24 protein-coding genes are annotated in these 21,798 nt (G+C 44.4%); 19 read left to right on the forward strand and 5 right to left on the reverse strand.

The genetic code is table 11. The annotated features are described in order from the left end of the window. Positions 1-2: 2 nt before the first annotated feature. The 5 genes from D2V93_RS10560 to D2V93_RS10580 are packed head-to-tail and all read left to right on the forward strand — an operon-like array spanning position 3 to position 4,907. Complete coding sequence (locus D2V93_RS10560; protein WP_072881202.1) at positions 3-1,298, forward strand: polysaccharide deacetylase family protein; 1,296 nt, start codon at positions 3-5, stop codon at positions 1,296-1,298. Continuing rightward, the gene (locus D2V93_RS10565; protein ID WP_119619478.1) at positions 1,291-1,980 is read left to right on the forward strand and encodes a YjjG family noncanonical pyrimidine nucleotidase; all 690 of its coding nucleotides are present in this window, start codon (positions 1,291-1,293) and stop codon (positions 1,978-1,980) included. The genes D2V93_RS10560 and D2V93_RS10565 overlap by 8 nt, the downstream gene beginning before the upstream one ends. Positions 1,981-2,039: 59 nt before the next feature. After that, positions 2,040-2,591 carry a hypothetical protein gene (locus D2V93_RS10570; protein WP_119619479.1) on the forward strand — a complete coding sequence of 184 codons (552 nt, stop codon included), beginning with the start codon at positions 2,040-2,042 and terminating at the stop codon, positions 2,589-2,591. Next, positions 2,588-4,045, forward strand: a complete 1,458-nt coding sequence (locus tag D2V93_RS10575; protein ID WP_119619480.1) for a DUF5723 family protein — start codon at positions 2,588-2,590, stop codon at positions 4,043-4,045. The genes D2V93_RS10570 and D2V93_RS10575 overlap by 4 nt, the downstream gene beginning before the upstream one ends. A gap of 13 nt (positions 4,046-4,058) precedes the next feature. After that, positions 4,059-4,907, forward strand: coding sequence for a hypothetical protein (locus D2V93_RS10580; RefSeq protein WP_119619481.1), 849 nt, complete (start codon positions 4,059-4,061; stop codon positions 4,905-4,907). Here D2V93_RS10580 and D2V93_RS10585 read toward each other — a convergent pair. Further along, on the reverse strand, positions 4,904-6,181 hold the full coding sequence (locus tag D2V93_RS10585) for a replication-associated recombination protein A (protein ID WP_119619482.1): 1,278 nt from the start codon (positions 6,179-6,181) through the stop codon (positions 4,904-4,906). The two genes, D2V93_RS10580 and D2V93_RS10585, sit on opposite strands and share 4 nt — an antisense overlap. Before the next feature lie 120 nt (positions 6,182-6,301). Between D2V93_RS10585 and D2V93_RS10590 the strand changes: the two genes are divergently transcribed. Continuing rightward, entirely contained in the window at positions 6,302-7,027 is a 726-nt protein-coding gene (locus D2V93_RS10590) for a rhomboid family intramembrane serine protease (protein ID WP_119619483.1), read from the forward strand. Between the two features lie 2 nt (positions 7,028-7,029). On the opposite strand, the gene rlmB is transcribed toward D2V93_RS10590, so the two are convergent. The 4 genes from rlmB to D2V93_RS10610 form a co-directional block, all read right to left on the reverse strand. Further along, the gene (gene rlmB, locus D2V93_RS10595) at positions 7,030-7,767 is read right to left on the reverse strand and encodes a 23S rRNA (guanosine(2251)-2'-O)-methyltransferase RlmB (RefSeq protein WP_072881215.1); all 738 of its coding nucleotides are present in this window, start codon (positions 7,765-7,767) and stop codon (positions 7,030-7,032) included. Positions 7,768-7,796: 29 nt separating this feature from the next. After that, positions 7,797-8,513 carry a hypothetical protein gene (locus D2V93_RS10600; protein ID WP_119619484.1) on the reverse strand — a complete coding sequence of 239 codons (717 nt, stop codon included), beginning with the start codon at positions 8,511-8,513 and terminating at the stop codon, positions 7,797-7,799. A 103-nt stretch (positions 8,514-8,616) separates the two neighbouring features. Beyond that, a complete protein-coding gene (locus D2V93_RS10605) occupies positions 8,617-10,065 on the reverse strand; it encodes a SusD/RagB family nutrient-binding outer membrane lipoprotein (protein WP_119619485.1) in 1,449 nt (482 codons plus the stop codon). 8 nt (positions 10,066-10,073) lie between these two features. Next, positions 10,074-13,262, reverse strand: coding sequence for a SusC/RagA family TonB-linked outer membrane protein (locus D2V93_RS10610; protein WP_072881221.1), 3,189 nt, complete (start codon positions 13,260-13,262; stop codon positions 10,074-10,076). Positions 13,263-13,760: 498 nt separating this feature from the next. Between D2V93_RS10610 and rpsL the strand changes: the two genes are divergently transcribed. The 13 genes from rpsL (at position 13,761) to rpmC (ending at position 21,795) form a co-directional block, all read left to right on the forward strand. After that, positions 13,761-14,135: a 30S ribosomal protein S12 gene (rpsL, locus tag D2V93_RS10615; protein ID WP_013305196.1), complete on the forward strand. Its 375-nt coding sequence runs from the start codon at positions 13,761-13,763 to the stop codon at positions 14,133-14,135. 19 nt (positions 14,136-14,154) lie between these two features. After that, complete coding sequence (gene rpsG, locus D2V93_RS10620; RefSeq protein ID WP_072881223.1) at positions 14,155-14,631, forward strand: 30S ribosomal protein S7; 477 nt, start codon at positions 14,155-14,157, stop codon at positions 14,629-14,631. A gap of 8 nt (positions 14,632-14,639) precedes the next feature. Further along, positions 14,640-16,766 carry an elongation factor G gene (gene fusA / locus D2V93_RS10625; RefSeq protein ID WP_072881225.1) on the forward strand — a complete coding sequence of 709 codons (2,127 nt, stop codon included), beginning with the start codon at positions 14,640-14,642 and terminating at the stop codon, positions 16,764-16,766. Positions 16,767-16,778: 12 nt separating this feature from the next. Next, positions 16,779-17,084: a 30S ribosomal protein S10 gene (rpsJ, locus tag D2V93_RS10630; protein ID WP_026915146.1), complete on the forward strand. Its 306-nt coding sequence runs from the start codon at positions 16,779-16,781 to the stop codon at positions 17,082-17,084. A 238-nt stretch (positions 17,085-17,322) separates the two neighbouring features. Continuing rightward, positions 17,323-17,946, forward strand: coding sequence for a 50S ribosomal protein L3 (rplC, locus tag D2V93_RS10640; protein WP_072881227.1), 624 nt, complete (start codon positions 17,323-17,325; stop codon positions 17,944-17,946). Next, positions 17,946-18,575 carry a 50S ribosomal protein L4 gene (rplD, locus tag D2V93_RS10645; RefSeq protein WP_119619486.1) on the forward strand — a complete coding sequence of 210 codons (630 nt, stop codon included), beginning with the start codon at positions 17,946-17,948 and terminating at the stop codon, positions 18,573-18,575. The genes rplC and rplD overlap by 1 nt, the downstream gene beginning before the upstream one ends. Positions 18,576-18,582: 7 nt before the next feature. Continuing rightward, the gene (gene rplW / locus D2V93_RS10650) at positions 18,583-18,873 is read left to right on the forward strand and encodes a 50S ribosomal protein L23 (RefSeq protein WP_072881232.1); all 291 of its coding nucleotides are present in this window, start codon (positions 18,583-18,585) and stop codon (positions 18,871-18,873) included. Positions 18,874-18,882: 9 nt separating this feature from the next. Then, positions 18,883-19,707, forward strand: a complete 825-nt coding sequence (gene rplB, locus D2V93_RS10655; protein WP_072881234.1) for a 50S ribosomal protein L2 — start codon at positions 18,883-18,885, stop codon at positions 19,705-19,707. Between the two features lie 12 nt (positions 19,708-19,719). After that, on the forward strand, positions 19,720-19,998 hold the full coding sequence (gene rpsS / locus D2V93_RS10660) for a 30S ribosomal protein S19 (protein ID WP_072881236.1): 279 nt from the start codon (positions 19,720-19,722) through the stop codon (positions 19,996-19,998). Between the two features lie 7 nt (positions 19,999-20,005). Continuing rightward, the gene (gene rplV, locus D2V93_RS10665) at positions 20,006-20,413 is read left to right on the forward strand and encodes a 50S ribosomal protein L22 (protein ID WP_108423770.1); all 408 of its coding nucleotides are present in this window, start codon (positions 20,006-20,008) and stop codon (positions 20,411-20,413) included. Between the two features lie 10 nt (positions 20,414-20,423). Beyond that, positions 20,424-21,143: a 30S ribosomal protein S3 gene (rpsC, locus tag D2V93_RS10670; RefSeq protein WP_072881240.1), complete on the forward strand. Its 720-nt coding sequence runs from the start codon at positions 20,424-20,426 to the stop codon at positions 21,141-21,143. 19 nt (positions 21,144-21,162) lie between these two features. After that, positions 21,163-21,582 (forward strand): 50S ribosomal protein L16, encoded by a 420-nt coding sequence (gene rplP, locus D2V93_RS10675; RefSeq protein WP_072881241.1) that lies wholly within the window; start codon positions 21,163-21,165, stop codon positions 21,580-21,582. Positions 21,583-21,603: 21 nt separating this feature from the next. After that, a complete protein-coding gene (gene rpmC, locus D2V93_RS10680; RefSeq protein WP_072881243.1) occupies positions 21,604-21,795 on the forward strand; it encodes a 50S ribosomal protein L29 in 192 nt (63 codons plus the stop codon). Positions 21,796-21,798: the final 3 nt, after the last annotated feature.

Consider the following 21,798-nt stretch of genomic DNA (forward strand, 5'->3'; position numbering starts at 1 on the left):
CCATGTTGCTGATATTCACCCATAAGATCACGAACAGGCTCACCTATACGGCGAAACAGCTATTTGAGAAAATACTGGGTATGGAAATCACTTTTACCACTAAGGTCGAGGATTTTATCAAGCATTCCGGGCCCAAAATGACCTATTCCAAGCAGCCCCTCCAAAATGAATTTTTTATACGAAGCAATGATCTATTGTTTGAGCAGGGTATCAATGATTTGGATATCAAGGTGATGGACTGGGAAGGAGTTCCCTGTTTTTTCTCGGCGGGGGACAAGAGTACTTTGCCTTTCGATATTTTTTCGGCAAGTTTTTTTCTTCTTAGCCGGTATGAGGAATACCTTCCCCATGTGAAGGATAGTGTGGGTCGGTTCCCGGTCAAGGAGAGCATTGCCTACCAGAACAAATTTTTGGAATTGCCGGTGGTGGACCTGTGGGCCTTCAAACTATTGGATGCGCTCAAACAGCGTTTCCCAGATCTTGAGCACAAGGAAAAATCGTATCGTTTTTCATCCATTATCAATGTCACCACTTCGCATGCCTTTGCCATGCGTGGATTGGCCCGTACCCTTGGAGGTTTTTTCCTTGATCTGGGAAATTTTAAGTTTCGCAGTATCCTAGATCGTTTCTCGGTGCTCCTGGGCTTGAAGAAAGACCCGTTTGACAATTTTTACGAGCTGATCGACATCCATAAAAAGTTTCCCATAAAGACGATGTTCTTTTTTCAGTTTGCCAAACATTCGGCCCACGACAAGAATGTCTCCACAAACCACAATAAGTTCAGGTACCTGATAAAATCAGTGGCAGATTATAGTGAGGTGTCGCTCAGCACTTCGTTTTTGTCGTCAACGGACAAAACTGTTTTGAAGGAAGAGAAAAAGCAATTGGGCAACCTGATCAATAGGCCCATAAGCTATTCCAGACTTCGGTACAACAGGGTGAATGTCCCTGCTACCTACCGTAATTTGGTGGAAACAGAGTTTACGGACGATTTTTCCATGGGCTACACCCACGAGGTCGGTTTTCGGGCCGGGACCTGCACACCTTTCCATTTTTATGACATCAATATGGAAGTAAGGCAACCGCTGAGAGTACATCCCTTTGCCGTACACGACTACGCTTTGGTGAACTATCGGGACAAGGAGGAGATCTTTGAAAAAATGGACAAGATGTACCGCATGGTCAAACAGGTGAAAGGGGATTTCATCGTGGTGTTCTCCAACGAACTGTTGGGCGGCAAGCAACACTTGGACTGGATGGAGCTCTATCAATCTTTTTTAAAACGGTATTATGTTTGAGCATAAGGTGACGGACATCTTTTTTGATTTGGACCATACCTTGTGGGACTTTGAAAGAAATTCGGCACTCACCTTTGCCAAGATCTTGGAAAGCAACCGGGTGAATGTGGATCTCAAGGGTTTTTTGGAAATCTATTCCCCGATCAACCTTGAAATGTGGAAACTGTACCGCGAAAATGGAATCAATCAATCGGAACTCCGCTACCAACGCCTAAGACGCACCTTTGACACCTTGAAAGAGTCCGTTACGGATGAGACCATCCATGCGTTGTCCCACGAATACATAGAACACCTGCCCTCGTTCGTACATCTTCTGCCCAACGCCCTAGAAGTGCTGGAATATCTTTTTCCAAAATACCGGTTGCATATCATCACCAATGGATTTGAGGAGGTCCAGGAGCGGAAGCTCAAGGGAAGCAATATCCATCATTACTTTGACCAGGTCATCAATTCTGAAATGGCCGGGGTAAAGAAACCCGACCCCTACATTTTTGAGCTGGCCCTGAGCAAGGCCAAAGTTGAACCAAGGCATACGCTTATGGTGGGGGACAATCTGGAAGCGGATATTTTGGGTGCCAAAGCCATGGGCATGCAGGTGGTACACTTCAATTCCAATAACGAAGCCAACCACGATGTTTGCAAAACTATCTACGATCTTATTGAAATAAAAAGCATTTTATAGAGTTATATAGTAAGAACGGCATACCCCTGTTACACTACTCTTGAAAAATGCTTTTGGCTATGAAGAAATTGTTTTTCCTTGTGCTTATTGCCTCAATTTCCATTTTGATGCTTTCTTCTTGCACAGAGGAACAGGATTTCAGTCAAATTGATGACCTCAGTGTGACACCAACTTTGGCCTCCGGTATTTTTTACTTGGAATCGGATGAGGAGACCATCAATTCCGCTGGGAGTTTTAGTGCATTCTATTCCCAAACCGTAAATTTTGACGCGTTCAACGAAGCCTATGTGGCAGAGCGCTTATTGGAAGGTGTGATGATCTACGAAATTGAGAATACGACGAGTAAGCGCGTAGACATCAGCATAGAATTTTTGGATGAATCAGGGAATATCCTAGATGTCGAGACATTCACTGTGGAAGCCAACCCTTCTGAAATTTTTACAAGGGAAGTGGTCTACGGTCCGGGGGGTAAAAACCTTTCCATTTTGGCCAACACATCCAGTCTTAGGGTCACAGCAAGAAATTTGGGCGATGCCACTAGCACATCTTCACTTCCGGAACCCAAGATTTCGTTGAGTTCCGCCGCAGAATTCATATTCCGTTTGAAATGAGAGGATTCCTCAAAACTGTTCTTGTGGCTGCTTTTGGGATTTCTTCCATCCATGCCCAAAATAGACAATTGCTCTACGATTTCAACGAAATTCCACAGGCATTGATGCTCAATCCGGGTATGAAGACCTCACAACGTTGGCATGTTGGGGTCCCAGTGATATCGGGACTATTTTTCCAAGTTTCGACCAGTGGGGTCACCGTAAATGACCTTTTTGCCAATGATGGGGTGGATTTTACCACAAAGGTGCAGGAACGTGTTTTGGACGTGATGACCCGAAGGGACGATTTTGGTTCCACCAGCCAGATAGAGGGCTTCAATATCGGTTTTCGGGGAAAGAACAGGCCGGACGACTATTATTCCTTCGGGATGTATGGTGAAACGGATATTATTGTCTATTGGCCCAAGGATTTGGCCCTATTGGCCTTTGAGGGCAATGGTGGCGCCAATATTGGTAGGAGTTTTGACCTGGGCGATTTGAAATTAAGGGGAGAAATGGTGAATGTGTTCCATTTTGGGATCAATAGGAAGGTGAGCAATACCTTGACCATTGGGGCCAGGGCAAAATTATATTCCAGTATTTTTCAGTTTCAATCCATCAAGAATTCAGGCTCGTTCCGAACCGTGCAGGGACAGGACAATATTTATAGGAGTACCATTGTGGCCGATATGCAATTGCAAACTTCGGGCGTCAAAGGGTTTTATGACATTATTGATGAGGATACCGGAACCACCAGAAAAGACTTGACCAGCCTGTTCACGGAGCGTGTATTGCTCGGAGGAAGCTTGGGATTGGGCTTCGATGCAGGGTTTACCCATCAATTGAACCCTCAGACCACCATAACGGGGAGTATTTTGGATGTGGGGTTCATTTATAATTCCAACGACGTTTGGAACTATACCTTTGAGGGTGCCACAAGTACAGAAGGTATCACGGTTTTTCTCCCTGAGGATATCGATACTGTGGACAATGACCTTTGGCAAGACCTTGTGGATGAAATCGATGAGGCCCTGCCCCATGGGGAAAACCAGTCCAGTTATATTTCCTTTAGACCGGTAAAGGCTTATGGGTCCATTCGTTATGATTTTGGGGAAGGAGGGAGAAACTGGTCGGAGAACTGCGGTTGTGCCATAAACACCGGTGGTGGCTCCAATAGCGATTTTTATAGGAACAGTGTGGGAGGACAGCTCTATATGATTAAAAGGCCAAGGGGCATTCAGGCCGCATTGACCGGATTCTACCAAAAAAGATTGGGAAGGACCCTGTCATTGAAGACGACCTACACCGTGGATAAATATTCTTTCACCAACATCGGTCTTGGACTGAATTTACAGGCAGGCCCCATAAATTTTTATGTCCTGGGGGATAATCTTTTGAGCTACGGGAACATTGCCGATAGTCACTACGCTTCTTTACAGTTCGGATTTAATATCATATCTTGGAACGATAATTGATTTATTGTTCAGTATGAAATCGAGATTGCTATATATTTTGTTGTTTGCCCTAGGGCTGAATTATTCCGTCAGCGCACAGTTGAATGAGTACAAGTATATCATTGTACCCAAAAAGTTTGGAAGTTTTAAATCGGAGAACCAATACCAGACCAGTACATTGGTCAAACATTTTTTAAGTGAAAATGGTTTTACGGCGGTATATGATGATGCGCTTCCTGCCGATTTGGCGGCCAATAGATGTTTGGGGCTTGTTGCCGATCTTTTGGATGCTTCCTCCATGTTCTCCACAAAGTTGCACCTCACCTTGAAAAATTGTCAGAATGTGGAAGTCTTCAGAACTGTGGAAGGGAAAAGCAAGATCAAGGATTTTGATTCAGCCTATAAAGAGGCATTGGAACGTGCCTTTGTTTCTTTTTCCAATATGAACTATCAGTATGAACCCAAAAAACAGGATGTCGTTTCGCAGGAAAAGCCCGTGACCATCAGTTTTAAGGATGATGTGAAATCCTTGGAAGAAAAACCCAAGGAATATGTTGTGGAACATAAGGCGACTTTGGAAGAGCAGACCTATAAGAGCGTGGAACCACGTCCTTCCACCATCCAAAGACCTACAAATGTTTCGGAACCACAGACCCAATTGCCTTCAGGAGTGCTGTATGCGCAACCGATAGCGAACGGGTATCAATTGGTGGACAGTACCCCAAAAATTGTATTGAAGCTAGGAGAGACTTCCATGGAAAATGTTTTCTTGACAGAATATGCAGGCAACAGTGCCGTGGTCTTCAAAAAGGATGAAAAGTGGGTTCTGGAATATTCCGAGAATGGAGAGAAAAAAATGATGGAGCTGAATATCAAGTTCTAAAAATCATATTTGTCCTTCCATCTACTTTTTAAAAAATCCTTCATGGCTTTTTCCCTGGGATTGTTTCCCGGTTTGTAGAAAGTGGTGCCCGAAATTTCATCGGGAAGAAACTCAAATTCCGCAAAATTGTTCTCATGGTCATGCGCATAGGCATACCCCTTGCCATAGCCGAGGTCCTTCATCAACTTTGTTGGGGCATTCCTGATGGCCATGGGTACGGATAGGTCACCGGTCTGTTTTACCATTTGCAGGGCTTCATTGATGGCCATATAACTGGAGTTGCTTTTTGGGGAGCTGGCCAAATAAGTGGCGCATTGGCCCAAAATGATTCTGGCTTCCGGATATCCAATGATGTTCACGGCCTCAAAGGTGGCGTTGGCCATGACCAGTGCCGTGGGGTTTGCGTTTCCTATGTCTTCCGATGCCAGAATGATCATACGGCGGGCAATGAACTTCACGTCCTCTCCACCCTCTATCATCCGGGCCAACCAATAGACCGCTGCATTGGGGTCACTTCCCCTGACCGACTTGATGAAGGCCGAAATGATATCGTAATGTTGCTCCCCCGTTTTGTCATAAAGTACCGTGTTCTTCTGGACCTTGCTAAGGACCAAATCATTGGTGATGGTGACGTTGTCGCTAGCTTCCGAATTGATGATCAGTTCAAAAATGTTGAGCAGTTTTCTGCCATCACCACCCGATAGCCGTAAGAGTGCTTCGGTTTCCTTCAGGGTTATTTTTTTGTTTTTCAGTGTACTGTCCGTTTTGATGGCCCTTTCCAACAGGGCCACGAGGTCCTCCTTGCCAAAAGGGTTCAGGATATAGACCTGACATCGGGACAGTAAGGCCGGAATCACTTCAAAACTTGGGTTTTCCGTTGTGGCGCCGATCAATGTCACCCACCCCTTTTCCACGGCACCCAGTAGGGAATCCTGTTGGGATTTGCTGAATCGATGGATCTCGTCAATAAAGAGGATAGGATTTTTTGAGGTGAACAGGCCACCACTTTGCTTGGCCTTATCGATTACTTCCCTTACATCCTTTACGCCACTGCTTATGGCGCTCAGGGTATAGAACGGTCTTTGGCTTTCCGTGGCAATAATATTTGCCAAGGTGGTCTTTCCGGTTCCCGGAGGCCCCCAAAATATTAGGGAGGGAATGACCCCATTTTTGATTTGTGTGGTCAATGCGCCATGTTCGCCCACCAAATGTTGCTGGCTGATATAATCTTCCAGTGTTTTTGGGCGTATCCGTTCTGCCAAAGGTTCGTTCATAGGTGTAAAAATAAGACAATTTTGATGTTGATTTTGCTCTCCTTTTCTGATGTAGTGTCGAGGAATATGACAATTTGTGTATTTTCAAGGTTCTGGTAACATAATTGCAGAGAAGGATCTATGGAATTGTCCAAACCCTACAAATTTTCCCAAAGTGTAGTACTGGCCCCTCTTTTGGCAGTGCTGGTCATTTGGACCGTGTTTTGGGCAGAGGTTCGATTTGGCATCAACCTGAACGAATATGGCATATACCCCAGAACCATATCTGGGTTGAAGGGTGTGGTGTTGAGCCCGTTCATCCATGGGTCGGTGGAACACCTCTATAACAACACTGTTCCCTTGGCCGTGCTATCGTCCTTTCTGTTCTATTTTTATCGCAAAGCTGCTTTTAGGGTCTTGTTGTTGGGGATATTGCTTTCCGGGTTTATTACTTGGGTAATAGGTAGGCCATCGTACCATATTGGGGCAAGTGGGGTTATTTACGTATTGTCCAGCTTTATTTTTTTTAAGGGAATCTTTGCCAAGCACTATAGGTTAGTGGCGCTTTCTTTAGTGGTCGTTTTCATTTATGGGAGCATGATCTGGTATATTTTTCCCATTAAGGAGGATATTTCATGGGAAGGACATTTGGCAGGATTCGCAACTGGGTTGTTGCTTGCATTGGCCATTAAGGTCAAACTTCCCTTGGAAAGAAAGTATGAATGGGAGCGGGAAGATTATAGCGAGGACAATGACCCTTTTCTCAAACATTTTGATGAGAATGGTAATTTCATTGAGAATCGGGATGAGGAGGGGGAAGGCACAGTGGAGGTCAGATACCACTATCGCCCTGATAAAAAGGACTGATGCTACTTTTTTCGTTGCCTGACGACTTCGTATAGGAATACCCCACATGCCACGGATACGTTCAACGAGCCTATTTTGCCCAAAAGGGGCAATTTCGCCTTTTGATCCACAATGCCAAGGATGGAAGGGGAGATGCCCTTTTCTTCTGACCCCATGATGATGGCGGAAGGTTGGTCAAAATCCACGACATAGATTTCATCTTCGGTTTTTTCAGTGGCAGCTGTAACGGATATCCCGGATGACTGCAAATAGAAAACAGCATCTTTAAGGTGGTCTACTTTGGCAATCGGCACATTGAAAGCTGCCCCGGCAGAGGTCTTTACCGTATCGTTCGTTATGGGTGCAGCACCGTTTTTGGGAACTATAATGCCATGTACCCCGCAGCATTCTGCGGTACGGATGATGGCACCAAAATTCCGGACATCGGATACTTGGTCCAAAAGCAGAAAAAGAGGAAGTTTTTCTTTGGAGATGACCTCTTCCACAAGTTGTTCAAAATCTTTGAAAGATACTGGGGAAATCTGGGCCACGACACCTTGGTGGTTATTTCGCGTCAATCGGTTCAATTTCTCAACGGGAACATAGGATGCGCTGATACCATTTTTCCGTATGGAGGATTCCAGTTCTTTGAAAAGCTCTCCCTTAAGGCCCTTTTGGAGGAATATTTTGTTGATGGGCTGTTCGGCGCTGATGGCTTCAAGTACTGCCCTTATCCCATAAATGTGCTGGTCGTTCTCCATGAGGGCAAAAGTAGGTAAAAAACCTTGTTTTATTTTGTCATAAGACAAAAGGAAATCAAGGCGTCAAGCTGAGTAGGATTGTCGAAATCTATATTGTTTGCTTTTACATAATTTTTTATCTCCTTTTTGACGTCCGGGTATGCTTTTGCAATTGCCCTTTCACCCAGGTTGCTGGATTCTATATATTTGCCTTCGGGGCCTTTTACGTAGAAGGTATTTTTTGTTCTATACTCTTCATAGGATTTTTTATCGAAGTTGTTTGTGGTGTCAGTGGCATTGTCATGAAGCCTTTTGGAAATCTCTTCGATGACATAGTCTGTATCTTTTGTACGCTGTCTGTAGTATTTCGTTTCTTTTACTGAACCACCAAAATCAGAAGGCGACTTTTTTACAAAAGTATCAGTGGTGGAGCCATTTGTCTTGTCCCCAACTTGGGTAAGGGTGAATTTTTCCACAGTGTTCATGTTCACTATGGTTCCTTTGGTATCATCTTGGTCGTCTTTGACAAGCAAGTTGTTCAATTCCAGATCGACCTGTATAAGCATAGGCTTGGAAGTGGTTTGGTCTGAAAAGGTGATTTTTCCGGCACCCCAACCATTGAAATAATATTTTGTGCCCTTGATGGAGCTATCGCCACCCATGAAACCATATTTTCCTTGATTTCCACCATCAATAAGTACAAGTTGTTGCCCAATGCCTAATTGACATGCAAAAAATAAGATGAAAAAGAATACATTTCTGTTCATGATATTGAATGTTTAAATTCATGTAAAAGTTAAGAATAAAATACGAAAAAGGGAGGGCATTTGCCCTCCCTTTTGAAGCTTATAGTTGAGCTAAGACTGATTGTTATTGTGCCCACCAAAGAACTGTGTCAAGGTTGTCGGGTCCTTGTGTAGCAACTGCAGCATTATAGTTTTCCTCGTTGCTGGCACTGGCGTTGGTAGCATAGGCTTGCCTTTGTGGGATACCTGTACCGCTCAAAGCAGTAGGAGGAGCCACAAGCGTAGGGGCGTCGGCACCAAACTTTCTCCATTCTGCCCATGCCTCATAACCTTGCAAGTATAGGGCCACATACTTTTCATAAGCAATATCAGCTATGTCTGTATATGGGTGCGCAGCAATATAGATGGCGGCATCTGCTGGGTCAACTCCCCATTGTTCCATAGAGGCTGCAATACCTTCTTCATAGAAAGTAGCGGCACTTCCACCTATCCAACCCAATTCAGCTGCTTCGGCTCTAGCGAAAGCGACTTGGGCATAGGTGAACATATAACCGGGAGCCTCTTGGTTGTAGATTACATCTGGTGTGATAAAAGAGTAATCAGGAGTGTTTCCATTTTCTTCACCATAGGGTGCTCCTACAAAAGTACCTGAGATTTCCGAAGGCACGGCATATTGCTCCAAGCGAGGATCCTCAGGTGCTGCAGGTGTTCCGCTGCCAACAAGGAAGTTTACAAACGTATCGCTCAGAAGGTAGTCCAAACGGAAGTTGGGGGCAAGAAAACGGTCTTCCCATGGGTTGTCATTGTTTTCCTCGGCACGATAGGTATAGAAAAGATTGTCATCGTTGGAAGCGATGGCCCCTGAAATCGCCTCGTTGAACTTGGTGGCTGCGTAGCCTCCAGGAGCGGGGAATCTTTTTGAAAGCCTGATGGCCATGTTCATTTTAAGCGTATTTGCAAATTGTCTCCAGCGAGCCATATCACCACCCAAGATGATGTCACCTGTGGGCCCCGGATTACCCCCTTCGATAAGGGCCAAGGCTTCGTCAATCTCATTGAAAAGCCCATCATAGATAACCTCTTGGGTATCATATGCGGCAAAGATGTCATCCAAACCTTGTAGTGCCTCTGTATAGGGAAGCATTCCCCAACGATCGGTCATCAATTGATAAGTGTATGCAGTAAGAATTTTTGCTACGGCTATCTGATTGTTGTTCGATCCATTGGCCTGTGCAGCAACCATAGTGCTTTCATCCATATTGAGTTCAATCACCCTTTGCAAAACCACAAGGATATTTGTGTAAGATGCTCCGTAATCGTAGTTGACAGTCGCATACTGTGATTCTTCAGGATACTGCCCGTTGCTCAGGTATTGAACATATAGATTGGGCGTAGTAGCTGTAGTGTATCCACTAAGCGAAATCTGTGCACTGGTCATCAATGATGCAGTCGAGGGGTCGCTAGGGTTATTAGGGTCAATATTCATATCTCCAAAATCCACATTGTCACATGATAATATGGTGAGGGAGATAATCGTAAACAGTACTTGTTTTATATTTTTCAGTTTCATCATTTTTGCTTTTAGAATGTTAAGCTCACGTTTAGACCTAAAGTCCTTGCAGGAGGCAACTGCCCACCTTCAATGAATTTGTAGTTGCTAGCCCCTGTACTCCATCCAATGTTCTCCAACTCAGAAGGATCAACAAAATTGAGGTCTGAATCGATCAACCAAAGGTTGTTTGCATACAAAGCGATATTAGCAGCTGTAAATGGGGTCTGATCCAATAACTTTTTAGGAATGTTGTAACCCAATCTAACGGTTCTCAATTTCAAATAAGTGGCGTCATGAAGGAAGAACTCAGAAAGTCCGAATAACCTTCCATAGTATTGTACTGGGTCAACATAATAGGATGCAGGTGCTCCTGTAGTGGCGTCTACACCTTCGACCAATATACCTCCTGAATCTGCTCCAGCAGTAGCAGCAGGTACGGCGATATCATTTACTATTCCAGTACCAGTAAGAGGATCACGTTTTGGGTTGCCCAAAGCATTGTCTCCGACCGATTCTATACCCAATCCTGAGTAGTTGATGAACATATCGGTGACAGAGAAGTACTGTCCTCCTTTTTGAAAATCGAATCCTAGGAAAAGGTCAAAATTCTTGTAGGTCATATTACTGGTGAAACCACCGGTGAAGTCTGGGAGCACATTGCCCAAGAACTGGTTAGTGTCATATTGGATGGCACCAGTGGATGAGAGCAATAGATTGCCAGCATCGTCCCTTTGGGCTTTTCTACCGTATAATACGCCCCATTCTTCGCCTTCCCGTTCTTGCAGCAATAATCCACCCCAACCTTGTGAAGTTCCATCAAGTGTATTGACAAGAACTCCTTCGGCCAGTTTGTTCACCCAACGTGATAAGGTAGCCAAGTTGGCTGAAATTTCCCATTCGAAATTTTCAGTCCTGATGGGAGTTGCGGTAAGTCCGAATTCCAAACCTTTGTAGAACTGTTCTCCTGAGTTGGTGCTAACTGATGTATAACCAGTTGAAGAATCAAGGGTCAATGCCACCGGGAGGTCCGTATCTGTTTTTTCGAAGTAAGTGATATCGAGCCCTATCCTATTTTTGAAGAACTTGAGTTCTCCTCCCAATTCAATCTCACTCCTAACACCGCCAGTAAGTTCGGGGTTACGAAGTTGGTTTGGCACGGTCATGGCACCATTGCTGCCGTATGGGTTTTGATTGGAATAGATGGCATTCAATCTATGTGCGTTAGGAAAAATGGGGGCTTCTGCATAACCGGCCCTCAATTTTCCGAAAGTGATGATATCATTCTGAGGAATGAACTCAGAGAACACAAAACTTCCGGAAATACCATAGGTTTCCACTTTGTTGTCTTCCGGATTGGCCGTTGAGCTCCAATCCCATCTTGCAGTACCGTCCAAGTACAAGAAACCGCCATAGCCCAAGGAAGCAGCGGCAAACACAGCCCTGTTCTGAGATTTGGTTCGATTGCTGTCCACATTGGGGCGGTCAACAGAGGTGTCCAAGGAATAATAGTTTTCCACGGTCATACCACCATTTGTGCTGGCCAATAATTCTTTGAATGTATAAAAACTGAATTCACTACCCAATTTTGCGCTGATGTCAAAATCTCCGAAGCTGTTCTGATAGTTCATGATACCGAACAATTCATCACGGGTTTCGGTGTTTTCGTTTTCGGCATAGCCTTCTTGGGTCAATCCTCCCCATCCTGTACGAGCTTCATAGTCATAAGCATTGTACGTTTTACGAGCTTCGATGGACAAGTTCAGGTTGTCACTAAAAGTATAGGTTCCACCAACTCTTCCGTTGAACATGTTTTTGACCTCATTGTTCACGCTTTCATGCAAAAGGAAATAAGGAGAATCCCAATAAAGTGGTCTTGGGTTGGTTGGTCCATTGATATTCCAAGATACGATCTGACCATTCCTGTTGTAGTCCCTGATACGATCCATGTCGATTTGGCGTTGCCACCACTGGTTGAAGTTGGATCCGATACTTCCATATCCAAGTGCGGCAAAGTTCTTTGTCTTTCTGGTTTGGAAAGATAGGTTGGTGTACATCTTGAATTTTTCGCTCAAGGTAATGTCCGCATTGGTAGAGAAGTCGTATTGTGTACGCCTAGTGTTGGGTACGATACCTTCTTTTTCGGTACGGGTTACCGAAGTGCGCACACCATAGTCCTCGCCACCTTTCATGAAAGTGAGATTGGTCCTGTTGGTCATCCCCGTATTGTAGAAATTTTTGATGTTATTGGGGTTTGGAGAGAAAGGTCTTAATTTTCCAAACTCAGGATCTCCTTCGATCCAACTGTCCCAATGTCTCACGGGAGTACCGTCCATACGTGGTCCCCAGCTCTCATCCGCATAATATTCCACCATGGGTTGGCCATCGAAAGCTTGCCATGAAGCAGGATGTTGAGCAGGATTATACTCGAAAACATTAAATTCTTGTGAGTAACCGCCTCCGTATTCATTTTGGTATTCTGGGAGAAGGTACACATTCTCCAAAGAAGTGTTTTGGTTTATTGTAATTGTTGCTTTTCCTTCTTTGGCCCTTTTTGTTGTGATGACAATGGCTCCATTACGCCCTTCAGGACCGTATAGTGCGGTCGCAGTAAGGCCTTTCAATACTGTCATGTCGGCAATATCGTCTGGGTTGAGGTCCGTAGAGGAACCTATCTTGATGTTGTCAACGATATATAGTACATTGGTGTTACCTCTGAGTCGGATGCTGGATTCTCTAAAATCCGAACTGGGTGCCCCCAAGAACTGAACACCCGAAACTTTACCGGCCAAAGCATTGTTGACATCGGTGTCACGTGCTTTGATAAGATTTTCACCATCTACTTTCTGGGCGGCAAAGCCAAGAGATTTTTGCTGACGGGTCAGACCAAGTGCGGCAGTGACCACAACCTCATCAAGGCTTTGCGCATCCTCTTCCATTTGCACATTGACCACATTGCTGGAACCAACAGTTCTACTGGCCGTTTTTAGACCTATATAACTAAAGAGAAGTGTTTGACCTTGACTTGCACTGATTACATAGTTACCGTCAAAATCTGTTTGGGTACCTGTGGTGGTCCCTTCAACGACAATATTGACCCCAGGCAGTGGGAGGCCATTGGCATCCGTGACTGTACCTGTGATCGTTTTGTCTTGTGCAAAGGATATATGCACAACAAACGCCAATAATAGCGTTAACAATCCATTAAGTTTTGTTCTCATTGTTAAATTATTTGAATTAGCTGATGGCTAAAGTCATAATTTCATGTTAATAATCCAAACTAATTTTACAAAATGTTTGAGAATGGTCAACTAAATGCAATAAGCTCAAAATGTTTGTTGTTGATTGTTGACTATGTAATTTTTAGGGGGTGCTGTTGGTTTTTATATAAATATTAGGATAAATACCCCCTAAAAAATAGCGCAAAAGATTTTTTTGTTTTTTACTGATTTTTTGATGTCATTTTTGGGAGTCATGCCTTGTAATTTACATTAAGTTAAATTTAACATAAAGCGAAAAGACACTGCTCCATATACCTTAAATATATATAATAGATTTTTGGAGTCTGGATGTAATGTTTGAGTAGGTGTATATATAGGTCTGTCCAAATATTTTTTCTCTTCCGTCAAAATTAACCGGTTAGGATTTGAATTATTCCAAAATATCACTACATTTGCAGCCCTCAAAATGGGGGTTATTCAGTTTTTAAAAGAAATTTAATGCCAACAATTTCACAATTAGTACGAAAAGGAAGGGCCACGATTACCAAGAAGAGTAAATCGGCTGCTTTGGATTCGTGTCCTCAACGAAGAGGGGTTTGTACGCGGGTATATACCACTACGCCGAAGAAACCAAACTCTGCAATGCGTAAAGTTGCAAGGGTAAGGTTGACCAACGGTAAAGAGGTGAACGCATACATCCCTGGTGAGGGGCACAATCTCCAAGAGCACTCGATAGTATTGGTAAGGGGCGGAAGAGTAAAGGATTTGCCTGGTGTTCGATACCATATCGTACGAGGGGCGTTGGACACTGCCGGTGTTGCCGGTAGAACACAACGTCGTTCGAAGTATGGTGCTAAGCGTCCTAAAAAGTAATCAACTTTAAGAAGAAGCGATGAGAAAAAAGCAGGCAAAGAAAAGACCATTGTTGCCAGACCCAAGATTTAACGATCAACTTGTGACGCGTTTTGTGAACATGATGATGTGGGATGGTAAAAAGTCGATTGCATTCAAGATTTTCTATGATGCCATTGATATAGTTGACGAGAAAAAGACGGATGAGGAAAAAACAGCCTTGGAGCTATGGAAAGATGCCCTTTCCAATGTAATGCCCCATGTCGAGGTTCGCAGTAGAAGGGTTGGGGGTGCTACCTTCCAGATTCCGATGCAGATCCGTCCGGACAGAAAGATATCCACTGCCATGAAATGGTTGATCAATTACTCCAGAAAGCGTAATGAGAAATCCATGGCTCAAAAACTGGCCTCTGAGATTTTGGCGGCAGCCAAGGAAGAAGGTGCGGCAGTGAAGAAAAGAGTGGATACGCACAAAATGGCCGAGGCAAACAAAGCATTCTCACACTTTAGATTCTAATCATTACAATGGGAAGAGATTTAAAATATACAAGGAATATAGGTATTGCAGCTCACATCGATGCTGGGAAAACAACTACTACAGAACGTATTCTTTTCTATACAGGTGTGAGTCATAAAATTGGTGAGGTGCACGATGGTGCGGCTACTATGGACTGGATGGAGCAAGAGCAGGAGCGTGGTATCACCATTACCTCTGCCGCTACTACCTGTACTTGGCAGTTTCCTTTGGAAAACGCGCAGCCTACACCTGATACTAAAGGATACCACTTCAATATCATCGATACTCCCGGGCACGTTGACTTTACTGTTGAGGTAAACCGTTCCCTTCGTGTATTGGATGGATTGGTGTTCTTGTTCAGTGCTGTAGATGGTGTTGAGCCACAGTCTGAAACCAACTGGAGGTTGGCTGATAATTATAAGGTGCCACGTATCGGGTTTGTGAACAAAATGGACCGTCAAGGTTCCAATTTCTTGAACGTGTGCAAGCAGGTTCGTGAAATGTTGGGCTCCAACTCCGTGCCGATCGTATTGCCTATTGGTGACGAGGCCGACTTTAAAGGTATCGTTGACTTGGTAAAGAACAGGGCCATTGTGTGGCACGATGACAACTTCGGTTCTACTTTTGACGTAGTTGATATCCCTGCCGATATGAAGGATGAAGTTAGGGAATACAGGGCGGCTTTGATCGAGGCTGTTGCCGAATATGATGAGAACTTGATGGAGAAATTCTTCGAGGATGAAGATTCCATCACCGAGGAAGAGGTGCATGCCGCTTTGCGTGCTGCGGTTATGGATAGGGCCATCATCCCGATGATTTGTGGCTCATCCTTCAAGAACAAAGGTGTTCAGTTCCTTTTGGATGCTGTTTGCCGTTATTTGCCCTCTCCATTGGACAAGGAGGCCATCATTGGTACCAATCCAGATACGGAAAAAGAAGAAAAAAGAAAACCGGACCCCAAAGAGCCATTTGCCGCTTTGGCGTTCAAGATTGCCACTGACCCGTTTGTAGGGCGTTTGGCATTCTTTAGGGCATATTCAGGTCGTTTGGATGCAGGTTCTTATGTCTTGAACAATCGTTCAGGGAATAAGGAGCGTATCTCTAGGATCTATCAAATGCACGCCAACAAGCAAAATGCCATCGAGTATATCGAGGCAGGTGATATTGGTGCCGCTGTTGGGTTCAAGGACATCAAAACGGGTGATACCCTTTCTGATGAAAAACATCCGATTGTATTGGAGAGCATGCAGTTCCCCGATCCCGTAATCGGTATTGCCGTTGAGCCAAAAACAAAGGCCGATGTGGATAAAATGGGTATGGCTTTGGCCAAATTGGCCGAAGAAGATCCAACCTTCCAGGTTAAAACTGATGAGGCTTCGGGGCAGACCATCATTTCAGGTATGGGTGAGCTTCACTTGGATATTATTGTTGATCGTCTTCGACGTGAGTTCAAGGTAGAGGTGAACCAAGGTAAGCCTCAAGTGGAATACAAAGAGGCCCTTACCGCCAAGGCGGATCATAGGGAAGTCTATAAGAAGCAGACTGGTGGTCGTGGTAAGTTTGCAGATATTGTATTCTCCATGGAACCTGCTGAAGAAGGAAAAGTGGGTCTTGAGTTTTCCAACGAGATCAAAGGTGGTAACATTCCTAAAGAATATGTTCCTGCCGTAGAGAAAGGTTTCAGGGAAGCTATGAAGAACGGACCTTTGGCTGGATTTGAGATGGACAGTATGAAGATTACTCTTAAGGATGGATCTTTCCACCCTGTGGATTCCGACTCATTGTCGTTCGAATTGGCCGCAAGACTTGGTTACAAGGTGGCAGCCAAAGCAGCTAGGGCAGTGTTGATGGAGCCTATCATGAAACTGGAGGTTCTTACTCCTGAGGAAAATATGGGTGACATTGTTGGTGACTTGAACCGTAGAAGAGGTCAAGTGAACAACATGGACGATAGGGCCGGAGCCAAAGTGATCAAAGCTGAGGTTCCTCTTTCGGAAATGTTCGGATATGTGACCTCATTGAGGACCTTGTCTTCTGGTAGGGCAACATCCACCATGGAATTTTCGCACTATGCAGAAACTCCTTCCAATATTGCAGAGGAAGTGATCAAGGCAGCAAAAGGAGTAACCGCTTAATAATTCAGCAAGATGAGTCAAAAAATCAGAATAAAATTGAAATCTTACGATCACAATTTGGTGGACAAATCTGCTGAGAAGATCGTAAAAACAGTAAAGACAACTGGTGCCGTGGTGACTGGACCAATTCCGTTGCCCACCAACAAAAAGATATTCACCGTTTTGCGTTCACCCCACGTGAACAAAAAATCAAGGGAGCAGTTCCAATTGAGCTCATACAAGAGATTGTTGGACATTTATAGCTCTTCGTCAAAGACCATTGACGCCCTTATGAAGCTTGAGCTTCCCAGTGGTGTTGAGGTTGAGATCAAGGTTTGATGAGGACTTGACTTTCTGCAGGCCAGAAAGTCGTAGCCGAACAAACACTGAGCGAAGTCGAAGTGTCTTAATGAAAAGATGCTGAAAAAGATTCAGCATAAACATGTCTCTGACGATGGTCAGGGAAAAACGGAGAAAGAAAAAAATCTGGGTCAGAGCAGAATTCTTTTCTTGACCCAATTTTTTTGCCGAGAAATTGGCGCAATTATAAAAAGTAAACAATTAATAATTAATAAATATGTCTGGGTTAATAGGTAGAAAAATCGGTATGACCAGCATCTTCGACGAGAATGGAAAAAACATTCCATGTACCGTTCTTGAAGCTGGACCATGCGTGGTTACCCAAGTCAGAACCGAAGAGGTGGACGGGTACAGTGCCCTTCAACTAGGTTTCGATGACAAGGCAGAAAAACGTGCTAACAAGGCCGAAACAGGCCACTTCAAAAAAGCAGGTGCTTCTCCCAAGAAAAAAGTCATCGAATTCCAAGGATTTGAAGGAGAATACAAATTGGGCGATACCGTTGGTGTCGATATTTTCATGGAGGGTGAGTTTGTTGACGTTGTCGGCACATCCAAAGGAAAAGGATTCCAAGGGGTTGTTAAGCGCCATGGTTTTGGCGGTGTAGGTCAAGCGACCCACGGTCAGCACAACAGGTTGAGGGCTCCCGGTTCCATCGGTGCCGCGTCATACCCGGCCCGTGTTTTCAAAGGAATGAAAATGGCCGGTAGAATGGGTGGTGACCGAGTAACGGTCCAAAACTTGAGAGTGTTGAAAGTGGTTCCAGAAAAAAACCTTTTGGTTGTAAAAGGATGTGTGCCTGGCCATAAAAATGCATATGTAACTATTCAAAGGTGGCAATAATGAAGGTAGCAGTTTTAGATATCAACGGAAAAGAAACAGGAAGAAAGGTTGACCTTTCTGACGATGTTTTTGCGATAGAGCCCAATCAGCATGCCATCTATTTGGATGTGAAGCAATATTTGGCCCATCAAAGACAAGGTACGCACAAAGCCAAGGAAAGGGCTGAAATTGCAGGTAGTACCCGTAAGATCAAAAAGCAAAAAGGTACAGGTACCGCAAGGGCCGGTAGCATCAAATCCCCAGTTTTCAGAGGTGGTGGTAGAATCTTCGGTCCAAGACCAAAAGACTATACCCAGAAGCTGAACAAAGGGCTTAAGCGGTTGGCCAGAAGATCAGCCCTTAGCCTGAAGTCCAAAGAGAACGCTTTGGTGGTTGTGGAAGACTTCAACTTCGAGGCACCCAAGACCAAGGATTTTGTTGCTTTCCTTACTTCTTTGGGCATCGACAATAAAAAGTCCCTGATAGTGTTGGGTGATACAAATAATAACGTATATTTGTCGTCGCGTAATTTGGAACGCTCCGAAGTTGTAACCAGCTCACAATTAAATACTTACAGTATAGTTAACGCTAAAAGTCTAGTATTGACCGAGAGTGCTTTGGAAGGAATTGAATCGAACCTAAAGAAATAAGAGCATCATGAGTGTGTTGATAAAACCGATCATTACGGAAAAAATGACCGCTGACAGCGAGCTTTTCAATCGCTATGGTTTCTATGTTGAGCCTAAGGCCAACAAGTTGGAGATCAAAGAAGCGGTAGAGGCTACTTATGGTGTTTCAGTGGAAAAGGTGAGGACTATGAACTATGGTCCTACCCGTAAGAGCCGCTATACAAAAACAGGTATCCAGCATGGTAAAACCAATGCCATGAAAAAGGCAATCGTAGATGTTGCCGAAGGTGATATCATTGATTTTTACAGTAATCTATAAAGACGAGAGATGTCAGTTAGAAAATTAAAACCGATAACCCCTGGTCAGCGTTTTAGAGTAGTGAACGGATTTGACGCGATCACTACTGATAAGCCGGAGAAAAGCTTGCTTGCTCCGTTAAAAAAGACAGGTGGTAGGAACAGTCAAGGAAAAATGACCATGCGCCATAGAGGTGGAGGTCATAAAAGAAGATATCGTATCATCGATTTCAAAAGGGACAAGCAGGGAGTGGATGCCACAGTGGCCTCTATCCAGTACGATCCGAACAGAACTGCATTCATCGCCTTGGTGGAATATCCTGATGGTGAGAAAAGATATGTGATTGCCCAGAACGGGATGCAGGTGGACCAAAAGATAACTTCTGGTACCGGTTCTGCCCCTGAAATTGGAAATGCATTGCCTTTGGGCGAGATTCCATTGGGTACCATTATTTCCTGCATTGAGCTTCGACCAGGCCAAGGAGCCATTATGGCAAGAAGTGCCGGAACTTTTGCCCAGTTGATGGCTAAAGACGGGAAGTTTGTTACCATTAAGCTTCCTTCTGGTGAGACCCGTATGATCTTGGCCACTTGTTTGGCCACTATAGGAGCGGTTTCCAACTCCGATCACCAATTGTTGGTATCCGGTAAAGCCGGTAGAAGCAGATGGTTGGGTAGAAGACCAAGAACAAGGCCAGTTGCCATGAACCCTGTCGATCACCCAATGGGTGGTGGTGAAGGAAGGGCTTCTGGAGGACACCCAAGATCTAGAAACGGTATTCCTGCAAAAGGATACAGGACCCGTTCCAAGACCAAGGACACCAATAGATATATCATAGAACGTAGAAAGAAATAAAAGAAAAAGGAAATGGCACGTTCATTAAAAAAAGGACCATACGTTCATCATAGCTTGGAAAAGAAAGTCCAAGGTAATATAGAATCAGGTAAGAAGACAGTTATCAAGACTTGGTCAAGGGCCTCCATGATAACCCCGGATTTTGTGGGACAAACAATTGCAGTGCACAACGGAAGACAATTTGTTCCCGTTTACGTGACTGAGAACATGGTAGGACACAAGCTTGGAGAATTTTCACCTACGCGATCTTTCCGAGGTCACGCAGGAGCCAAAAACAAAGGTAAAAAGTAAGTAAGCTATGGGAGTTCGTAAAAGACAAATGGCCGAAAGGTTAAAGGAAGAAAAAAAGCAACTTGCTATTGCAAAGCTTAACAATTGCCCTACATCTCCAAGAAAGATGCGTTTGGTAGCCGACTTGGTAAGGGGAAAACAAGTGGAATTGGCATTGGCCATCCTAAGGTTCAACTCTAAGGAGGCGTCCAGGAAACTGGAAAAGCTGTTGCTTTCCGCCATTGCCAACTGGGAGGCCAAGAATGAGGATGCCAGCATTGAGGATGCCGATCTTTATATCAAGGAAATCCGAGTGGATGGAGGTACCATGTTGAAACGTTTGAGGCCTGCTCCCCAAGGAAGGGCCCACCGAATCAGAAAACGTTCCAACCATGTGACCATGATCGTGGAATCCAATAACAACGTTCAAAGCTAGAAGATATAATATGGGACAGAAGACCAATCCAATAGGAAATCGCTTAGGAATTATCAGAGGATGGGAATCCAACTGGTATGGAGGAAACGATTACGGCGATAAGCTGGCTGAGGATGATAAAATAAGAAAATATGTTCACGCACGTTTGGCCAAGGCCAGCGTGTCCAGAGTGATCATTGAAAGGACTTTGAAGCTGATCACCATTACCATTACTACGGCAAGACCTGGTATCATTATCGGTAAAGGTGGGCAAGAGGTGGACAAGCTTAAGGAAGAGCTTAAGAAAATCACCAACAAAGAGGTCCAGATCAATATCCATGAAATAAAGAGACCGGAGCTCGATGCCAATTTGGTCGCTGCCAGTGTGGCAAGACAGATCGAAAGCAGGATTTCATACAGAAGGGCCATCAAAATGGCTATTGCAGCTGCAATCCGTATGAACGCCGAAGGTATCAAAATCCAGATCTCAGGACGTTTGAATGGTGCCGAGATGGCGCGTTCCGAGTCCTACAAAGAAGGAAGGATTCCATTGTCCACTTTCCGTGCCGATGTAGATTACGCACTACAGGAAGCCCACACTACCTATGGTAGATTGGGTATCAAGGTGTGGATCATGAAAGGAGAGGTCTATGGAAAAAGAGAACTTTCCCCACTGGTAGGATTGTCCAAGGCTCAAGGAACAAAAGGCGGTAAACAAGAAGGTGGCAAAAAACCACGCCGTAGAAAGTAATAAGATAAAGTAAGGTAAGATGTTACAGCCAAAAAGAACAAAATTTCGTAAGACCCAGAAGGGGCGTATGAAAGGGATATCCCAAAGGGGGCACCAACTTTCCAATGGAATGTTCGGTATCAAATCCATGGATTCGCATTTCATTACTTCCCGTCAAATCGAGGCTGCGCGTATTGCTGCGACTAGGTACATGAAAAGGCAAGGCCAGTTGTGGATCAAGATATTCCCGGACAAGCCCATCACCAAGAAACCTCTTGAGGTTCGTATGGGTAAGGGTAAGGGTGCACCAGAATATTGGGTGGCCATCGTGAAGCCAGGGAGGATCATGTTCGAAGTAGCCGGGGTTCCCATGGATATTGCCAAGGAAGCATTGAGGCTAGCGGCACAAAAGTTGCCGGTAAAGACCAAGTTTATCGTAGCAAGGGATTATTCCGCCTAATTTTTTAATTGGAGAAGAAAGATGAAACAATCAGAAATAAAAGAACTTTCAATTGAAGAGCTAAAGGAGAAGTTGGTCGAGTTGAAAAAGCAACATGCCGACCTCAAGATGGCACATGCCATTACTCCTTTGGAAAATCCTTTACAGATCAGAAAGACAAGAAGGACGGTGGCAAGACTTGCGACAGAATTAACAAAAAGGGAATTACAATAATTG

The organism is Flagellimonas taeanensis (assembly GCF_003584105.1).
Classification (GTDB): Bacteria; Bacteroidota; Bacteroidia; order Flavobacteriales; family Flavobacteriaceae; genus Flagellimonas; species Flagellimonas taeanensis.